Annotated in this window: 8 protein-coding genes; 5 read left to right on the top strand and 3 right to left on the bottom strand. The window is 57.3% G+C overall.

Annotated features, from left to right (window positions below; translation table 11 throughout):
• Both Q0239_RS09010 and Q0239_RS09005 read right to left on the bottom strand, forming a co-directional pair.
• Nucleotides 1-335: hypothetical protein (locus Q0239_RS09010; RefSeq protein ID WP_298601475.1), on the bottom strand; the 335-nt coding region annotated here is incomplete at its 3' end.
• Nucleotides 295-1,797 (bottom strand): hypothetical protein, encoded by a 1,503-nt coding sequence (locus Q0239_RS09005; RefSeq protein WP_298601472.1) that lies wholly within the window; start codon nt 1,795-1,797, stop codon nt 295-297. The genes Q0239_RS09010 and Q0239_RS09005, both read right to left, overlap by 41 nt.
• 113 nt (nt 1,798-1,910) lie before the next feature.
• On the opposite strand from Q0239_RS09005, the gene Q0239_RS09000 reads away from it, so the two are divergent.
• The 5 genes from Q0239_RS09000 to Q0239_RS08980 all read left to right on the top strand — a co-directional run bounded on the left by Q0239_RS09000 (nt 1,911) and on the right by Q0239_RS08980 (nt 6,926).
• Complete coding sequence (locus tag Q0239_RS09000; protein WP_298601469.1) at nt 1,911-2,321, top strand: hypothetical protein; 411 nt, start codon at nt 1,911-1,913, stop codon at nt 2,319-2,321.
• A complete protein-coding gene (locus Q0239_RS08995; protein WP_298601466.1) occupies nt 2,321-2,506 on the top strand; it encodes a hypothetical protein in 186 nt (61 codons plus the stop codon). The genes Q0239_RS09000 and Q0239_RS08995 overlap by 1 nt, the downstream gene beginning before the upstream one ends.
• Nucleotides 2,507-2,702: 196 nt before the next feature.
• On the top strand, nt 2,703-3,398 hold the full coding sequence (locus Q0239_RS08990; protein ID WP_298601463.1) for a response regulator transcription factor: 696 nt from the start codon (nt 2,703-2,705) through the stop codon (nt 3,396-3,398).
• Nucleotides 3,399-3,493: 95 nt separating this feature from the next.
• Nucleotides 3,494-4,720 (top strand): FecR domain-containing protein, encoded by a 1,227-nt coding sequence (locus tag Q0239_RS08985; protein WP_298601460.1) that lies wholly within the window; start codon nt 3,494-3,496, stop codon nt 4,718-4,720.
• A 79-nt stretch (nt 4,721-4,799) separates the two neighbouring features.
• Nucleotides 4,800-6,926: a CHASE2 domain-containing protein gene (locus Q0239_RS08980; protein WP_298601457.1), complete on the top strand. Its 2,127-nt coding sequence runs from the start codon at nt 4,800-4,802 to the stop codon at nt 6,924-6,926.
• Here Q0239_RS08980 and Q0239_RS08975 read toward each other — a convergent pair.
• Nucleotides 6,923-7,462, bottom strand: coding sequence for a hypothetical protein (locus Q0239_RS08975; RefSeq protein ID WP_298601454.1), 540 nt, complete (start codon nt 7,460-7,462; stop codon nt 6,923-6,925). The genes Q0239_RS08980 and Q0239_RS08975 overlap by 4 nt on opposite strands.
• Nucleotides 7,463-7,692: the final 230 nt, after the last annotated feature.

Below are 7,692 nucleotides of genomic sequence, written 5' to 3'. Positions count from 1 at the left end.
CCGGTGAGGTTGGCGATGGTAAAGCTACCGCCCGGGACCCCGCTGCCGGTGATGGTCACTGAATTGCCTGCGGGGCAGGTAATGCCTGGACCAACGAAATCGGAGACGACGGCACCCGTGGGGCTGTCCGGACCGTTGTTGGTTACGACCACGGTGTAAGTGATGGTGCTGCCCGAATAGACGGTCGAAGCACCGTTTGACTTGGTCACTGACAAGTTGGCGCTTGGGGAAACCGTAACCGTCGCCGAACCGGCATCATTCGTATCGCCGGTCACATAGTCCGTAACGTTTGCATTATTCGTGATCGCGGTTCCAGCAGGAGTGCCGCCGGCCATTGTTGAGACTGCCCGGGCACGTAATGGTGCTGCCTGAATAGGTGCAGCTGCCAGCCGGACCGGATGAGGTAAAGCCCGTTGGCGCAGACGCGTTGGCTGTTGGCGCGGCATCGGTGACGCTCAGCGCGTTCGCCGTGGTGTCGTCCGGTCCGAACATGTTTCCCGGCCCGTCATTGGTGACGTTTACGGTCCAGGTGATCGCACCACCGGCGTTTATGTTGGCCGAAGAAGCCGTTTTGCTGACGCGCAAATTGTAAGGAACGACGTTGACCGTAGCTGAGGAAGTGCGCGCAGCGTTGGTTCCGGTGATGTCGGTCGTGCCGGTCAGCGTTGAACGGTCATTGACCGTAGCCATATTTGTAATCGAAGCGGCGGCAGCGGTGTTTGCAAAGACCTGTTCATAGGTGATGGTCAGCGTTTCGCCATTGTTGAGGCCACGTGTGCCACCACTGGGCAAGCCGGGTGTCCCCGTCGCGGCAGCGTAAGGCCGTGAGCAGACGGTGCTGGCAGGCATCGCGCCGCCGACGGTCAAACCGGTGCAGGAAATCGCACCGCTAACCATATCCGCATTCGAACCTCCCGAGCTGCCGATTGAGAGCACGCGGAACTGCGGCGATGGCGCGCCGATTGGGCCGGCAGGCAGGGTGTCCGTCAGTGTGACGAGATCGCCTCTGGTCATCGGATCAGGGCCGGTATTTTGAACGGTGATCGTCCAGACCGTTTTCGCCCCCGCGTTGACGTTGGTGACGGAAGCTGTTTTGTTGACTGCCAAGACATAGCGGCATGGTATCCAGTCGATCGTCACCGCCCCCGCTGTACCAACCACTGCGCCAGCAGGCGTTGCCGTTGCTGCAGCGCCGGAGACCGCCGTGGGAGTTGCTGCTGTTAGAGTGGGCGAGGTCGCGCGAACGAAGCTCGATCCGCCGCCGCCGCCAGCTGCGGTCTGGCTGTCTGCCGACGTGCCTGAACCGCCGCCGCCGCCGGTATAACCACCGCCACCGCCGCCGCCGGTGTCCGTTCCGGTATCGGTTGCGCCATTGCCGCCGGTACCGGTTCCTATGCCCTGCCCTGCAAAACCGTTGAGTGCGGCGTTCGCTGTATGAACACCGCCTGCGCCGCCCGCAGCGGCCAAACCACCTCGACCACCATTGTTGGTCGTGTTGTTACCAACATTGCCGTTGATGCCGGGTGCGACAACGCCGGGTGCAATTCCGGTAAAACCGCCACCGCCGCCATTGCCGAGCGGCGCAGCCTGGTGCGCAGCACCGCCGCCACCGCCGCCGCCCGCTTCGACCATCTTGACGCCGCCGACACTGATAGAGCTGCTGCCGCCGCCGCCGCCGCCGCGGTGCAGCGTCGTGCTGCCGCCGCCAACCAAACCGCCGCTGCCGCCATTGGCCGTGCCGGTACCGTTATTTGTGGCGGGCGCAGAGAGGGTGGGCGCGCCCCCCCCGCCGGGCAACCCTCCCGCTCCCGTTTTTTGTGGGGGCCAGGGAGAGTTTCCCGCCGCCCCCGCCGCTGGCAACCGCGCCAGTTACCGCTTGACCGGACAATACATTGAAACGGGCATTGATAATGGCACCGGGTGCGCCGATACCGCCCAACGTGGCTGTCGTACCTGACGATGCGCCGTTGCCACCGCGGACGGTGGTGGCAACGGCGCATACGCCATCAGGGACCGTCTGCGAGATGGCTCCGGCAGTGGTCTGGGAAAAATTTGCGCTATTGGCTGCAGTAGACGGGTTTGCGTGCGCAGGGATGCTGACCAAGGCGACAGCGGACGCCCCTGCCAGCAGCGCGGCGTTCCGCGCGTTGCGAATTACCGCTGACAATACCGCGGCGGATTTCGCCGGGACGATTAAATCGCCACGCTCGCGCGCCTTCAACGATGTAGCAGTTGCAATCACTCTCATGCCCCTCGACCTGTTTGATCCATTCCGTAAATCAATTGCGGAATGTGAGGGGCTTATACGTGAAAATGGTTAATGAGAATCGGTGCCTTTGCAACAATTTGTAAACGTGCGGATGTTCCCCTCGAAAATTGGGCTATTGCTAGCTCGAATCTGTTGCGAATCGGTCGTTTTGGGCAGTTCTTGTTAGGGGCAGAGCTGCGGGGGATGGACGAATTGCAATCCGTTGTTTTCAAAAGAAAAGTCGGTTCAATTCGTTAACGCTATGAACGGAAGAGCAGCCCCTACTGCGCGGATTGAATGAGCAATGTAGTATGAGGCTTGAATGTTGAATCGAACCAGCGATGTCATGGAGCAAGGGCATGCAACTATTTGTAACAGTGTGCTTGTCTGGTGTTTTAAGGAGTGATGCGAGTTGATTTTGCATCCCACGCGGTCGGCTTGAGGGGTTAGAGAAATGCGAATTGCAATTGCAGATGATGACAAAGACATCGTTGACGGTCTGGAGCGGACACTGGGGCCGGCAGGTTATCCCTGTGTCCGTTTCTCCAACGGTAGGGATTTGATCACGGCGCTAGCGAGAGAGACTTTCGATTTGGTATTGGTCGATTGGAACATGCCCGAACAATCGGGCATGGAGGTGGTTTACTGGGCGCGTCGCAACCTGAATCCATGCCCACCCATCATTATGATGACTACGCGTTCGTCCGGTGACGACGTCGTGCGCGGGCTGGAAGCAGGTGCCGACGACTATATCATCAAGCCGGAAACGCATAGCGTTGTGCTGGCTCGCGTGCGCTCGGCGCTCCGACGGGCCAAGCCGCAGCAGCCAGTCGAGCGATTTTATTCGACTGGCGGGTTTGATTTTGACCGGTCCACAAACACGGTCAACGTGCGCGGGAAAGACGTAACGCTGACGCCCAAAGAATTTGCCTTGGCAGAGCTGTTCTTCGAAAACCGCCACCGCCCGTTGTCGCGGGGTTATATTTTGCAGGCTGTATGGAATAGCGTTGCCGATTTGCCAACGCGCACGCTAGATATGCATGTGTCCAGGGTTCGGTCAAAATTGATGCTGAAACCCGAGCATGGCTTCAGGTTGCAGACAGTATTTGGGTTCGGGTATCGGTTTGAGCAGTTCGGAATTGAGGAGTAGCGCATTTGCTAAATCGCTGGACCGCCCTCTTTGCATTGGTTCTTGCATTTTTATGCGCACCGCCATCGCATGCCGAAAATGCAGCGGGCGAAACCGTGGCGTATATCTTCAAGAAGGATGACACGCTCAATTCCATTGCCGGCAAATATCTGATCTCGACCAACTCGGCGCTGCAGGTCCAGCGGCTCAATGGAATAAAGGATGCGACAAAGATCCGCCCCGGGACGGTTCTAAAGATACCCGTCACCTTGCTGAAAAGCACTCCGATGACTGCAAAGGTGGTAGCTTTCAGCGGGAATGTCACAATTGCCGGGTCTAAAGGATCGGTCGCGCCGTCCATTGGATCGGGCATCCTGGAAAGCCAAACCATCATCACAGGCGCGCCGGGGTTCCTGACGATGGCTGTCTCAGATGGATCGAAAGTCAGCCTGCCGTCGAACAGCCGGGTAAAAATCCTCCGATTGCGCCGCTATGTGCTGACTGGAGGCAATGACATCGATTTGTTTGTTGAGCGCGGTCGTGCGGAGACAACTGCGGCACCTGTCCGAAATCCGAACAGCAAGTTCCGAATGCGCACCCCGACGGCTGTTTCCGCGGTCCGTGGCACCGTTTTTCGTTTCGGCTATGAAGGCCCTGAAGGCTCTTCGCTGACCGAGGTCGTTGAAGGTGCTGTTGCTGTCGATGCAGGTAAATCGGCGACACCCACAGTTTTGCCAAATGGTTTTGGCGCGGCCTTGCCGAAAACAGGAAATTTGTTGAAGGAACAGCTGCTCCCGCCGCCCGCTATTCTGAATTCGGGCTCCTTGCAGGCTGATGCGAAGGTCATGTTCAGATTGTCCGCCGTCAGCGGCGCAAAAGGCTATCACACGCAGGTCGCCCGGGACGCAGGTTTCCTCGAGATGATTGCGGAAGATGTATCGGTCAGCCCGGTTGCCAGTTTTGACAGCGTTCCTGACGGAACATTTTTCGTCCGCGCTATGGCGATCGCTGACAGCGGCTTGGAGGGCTTGTCCGATACATTTGCTTTCCGGCGCCGGTATATGGAAATCGGAGCGACGGAAGCCTCTGCGCCAACCGGCGATACTTTCCAGATCAACTGGATCGATCAAGGTGCCACAAACACGATCTACAGATTTCAACTGTTCGCGGCCGATGACGCAGCGATCCCGCTTGTGGATGAACCGGGGCTGGAAGCGACTGGAATAACCCTTACCAATCTGCCCCCCGGCACATATCGCTGGCGCGTGAACATGCGCCAGAATACAGCCGACGGACCGGTCGATATCTGGTCGCAACCGCAAATGTTTACGATAGACAAATAGGGCTGGATGATTGCTTCAAAAAAGGCTGATCCTGGAATGGTGGGCGATTTTTTCGCTTGCCTGCGGCTTCGCCGTCTGGGTGGCAAACACCACTTGGACGCATTATATTGACAATCTCTTGCTCGACAGCGCTATACCATTGGCATCGGGAGCCCCGTCCAGTGACATCATCATCGTCGAAATCGACGAGCGCAGTCTGAACGCAATCGGTGAATGGCCATGGGATCGCTCAATCCACGCCGAGCTGATTACCAAAATTGCAGCTTCAAAGCCAAAAGTCATTGCCTATGACGTGCTCTTTATCGAACCCAAAGATGAGCACGCGGACAGGAAACTTGCATTGGCCGTGGCTGATTCAGGCAAGGTCGTGCTCCCGCTTCAATATCAGATTCCCGGCTCAGATGGTCGAGACATCGACCTGTATCGCCCGTTTGAGCCGCTAACGAACCTCGCAGCACGCGTCGGCCACGTGGGGCTACAATTCGATCCTGACGGCATCGTTCGCCGCGCGGAAATCAAAAGTGCGGGATCGTCGCTGCCATATAAACATTTGATGGAAGCCGCCAGCGAGGTGGCGCAGATCTACAATATCTCGTCACCTGCCACCGAGGATGGAAAGGTGCTTTTGCCGCTGCTCCGGCGCCATTCTTATCAAACTGTGCCAGCCGTCAGCGTGTTACAAGGCGAACTCCCGCCGCAATTCCTGAAAAACAGGCTTGTTTTGGTGGGCGCAACTGCGCAGGGCATGGGAGATAATTTTCCGGTATCTGCGGCAGTGGGTTCGGCAATGCCCGGAATTGAAATTCAGGCAAATCTTTTGAACGGGCTGATGTCGGGCCGGTTCATGCGAGAGGCGGCAGCACCGTGGAGTCTGGCGGTCGCTATCGGCGCTATCTTTGCGCTGATGCTGGGTTTCTGGCACTTAAGTCCGCGTTCGAACCTGGTGATTTCGCTTCTTATGCTGTTGCTTTTAGCAGCGGGTAGTTGGTTTGGAGCCGTTGTCGGTCGGCTCTGGATTTCCCCCGGCCCCGCGCTGATGGCAACGCTGCTCGTTTACCCCTTATGGGGATGGAGGCGACTTAGCGCGCTCAACGACTTTGTCGAGCATGAAGCCAACCGGCTTTCAAGCGTCAGCGATGTGCCGCGAGGAGCTAAAACTTATGGTTTGGATGCAATTGCCACACGGGCCGCACGGCTGCGATTGGTGTTGGGTGAACTGACCAATCGGCAGAATTTCGTCGAAGGCGTGGTTGGGGCGGCACCCGATGCGATCTTTGTTATCGACGAAACTGGCAAGATATTGTTGGCAAACAACGCAGCACGAACTGTTTTGAGCGAGAACCTGGAGCAGCAATTTCTGAACGAACTTTTGGGCTTGAGTGTGACCGAAGAGCTTCAGCCCGGAACCGAATGGCAATCGCCGGCAAAACGGGTTTACATTCTCGGCCGCGCGGAATTGACAGCGACCAATGGCACCAGCCTCAGCAAGATTATAAGCCTTTCCGATATTACAGCTATTCGGGCTGCGGAAACCGAACGCAAGGAAATGCTCGAATTCCTGTCGCACGACATGCGCGCGCCCCAAGCCGCGATACTCTCGCTAACGCATACGCCTAGCGGTTCAGCCATGCCAATCGAGGATTTGCTCAGGCGGATAAAAACGCATGCCGAAAAAACGCTGAAGCTGGCCGATGACTTCGTCCAACTTGCACGCTTAAGCGTGGTGAAGCCTGATCTGGCTGAATTTGAGATGGTCGACCTGATGCGCGAGGCAGCGGATGATAATTTTACCTTTGCGCAATCGAAGAACATCAAGGTGATTGTGCATGACGACGATAGCGCGCATTACGTATTGGTCGATGGTTCGGCGATCTTGAGAGCGATCGGCAATCTGATCAACAATGCTATCAAGTACAGCCCGGCAGGAGCGACGGTTGATTGTTATATTACCCGGAAGCCGGGTGATGCAGCCGATGCCGACATGGTCATTTGCGAGGTCAAAGATCAAGGTCCTGGCATCCCGGAAATACGGCTGCGCAACCTGTTCGATCGCTTCGGCCATCACGATGCCCAAGCGACGATCAGCGCCGGCCTTGGCTTGTCGTTTGTAAAAAGCGCAGTTGAACAAAGCAGAGGAACGGTCGAGTGCCAATCGTCCGCCGAACAAGGCACGACTTTTCGGTTGGCTTTTGCTGCCGTTTCTTAGTCGGGGCTAAGGTTCGCACGCAATCCTGAGATCGCCGCCTTCACCATGCCTCCGAGTTTTCCTCTATCGACATCACCGCACCAGTCATCTTCGCTGCTGCCTCTGAAAACGATTTTACCTGATCGAGCGTCGGTGATCACCAGCATCAGCCGGTGAAGTGCAGGACGGCAAAGTGATACCAGGTCATTGTCGATCGGTCGGGAACGCCATCCACCCAATTCGCTTCCGTCGGCCTTGCTGCCAGATAGCAATATTCCAACTTGGGTCGGCCGTTTTGCGAACGCATACTCAACTACCAAGTCGGCTGTCTCGTCAACTCTAAAGCCGGTGCGCCGGAGTTCGGCAACGACCAGCTGCCGCACAAGCCCGTCGGTTGCTGCATCTTCACTATCGTTCGGAACGATCGACACGGTCGCCCCCGAAGCGACGCCGCGCCCGGTTGCGGTCATTTTCGGTCCGTCCACCACCGCGCAAGCAGTGAGGAAAAGCACGGTAACCAGCGCCTGCGCCCTGAAATGCCAACGGTTAATTCTCATTTATGCGTCCAAAACCGGATATTTTCGGTTAATAGCGCAGCGCGGCTGTTTTGCGAAGTATCTTCTTACATCAATGCGCGACCGCCGCCATCGGTCGCGGGCGAAGCAATGCGGGAAACCCTCTCCCGTCGAAAATTGCCGTATTTTTACCGCTCGCCTTCGCAATGTAAAGACGCTCGTCGGCTGGCGTCAACGCCGCACGCAGAACTTCGCCCGCCTTGCGCGGGGCA

The organism is uncultured Sphingorhabdus sp., from assembly GCF_937872355.1.
In the GTDB taxonomy this organism is placed as follows: Bacteria; Pseudomonadota; Alphaproteobacteria; order Sphingomonadales; family Sphingomonadaceae; genus Sphingorhabdus_B.
The sequence above is the reverse complement of the archived record's forward strand: the minus strand, read 5'-3'. Positions and strand labels throughout refer to the sequence as shown.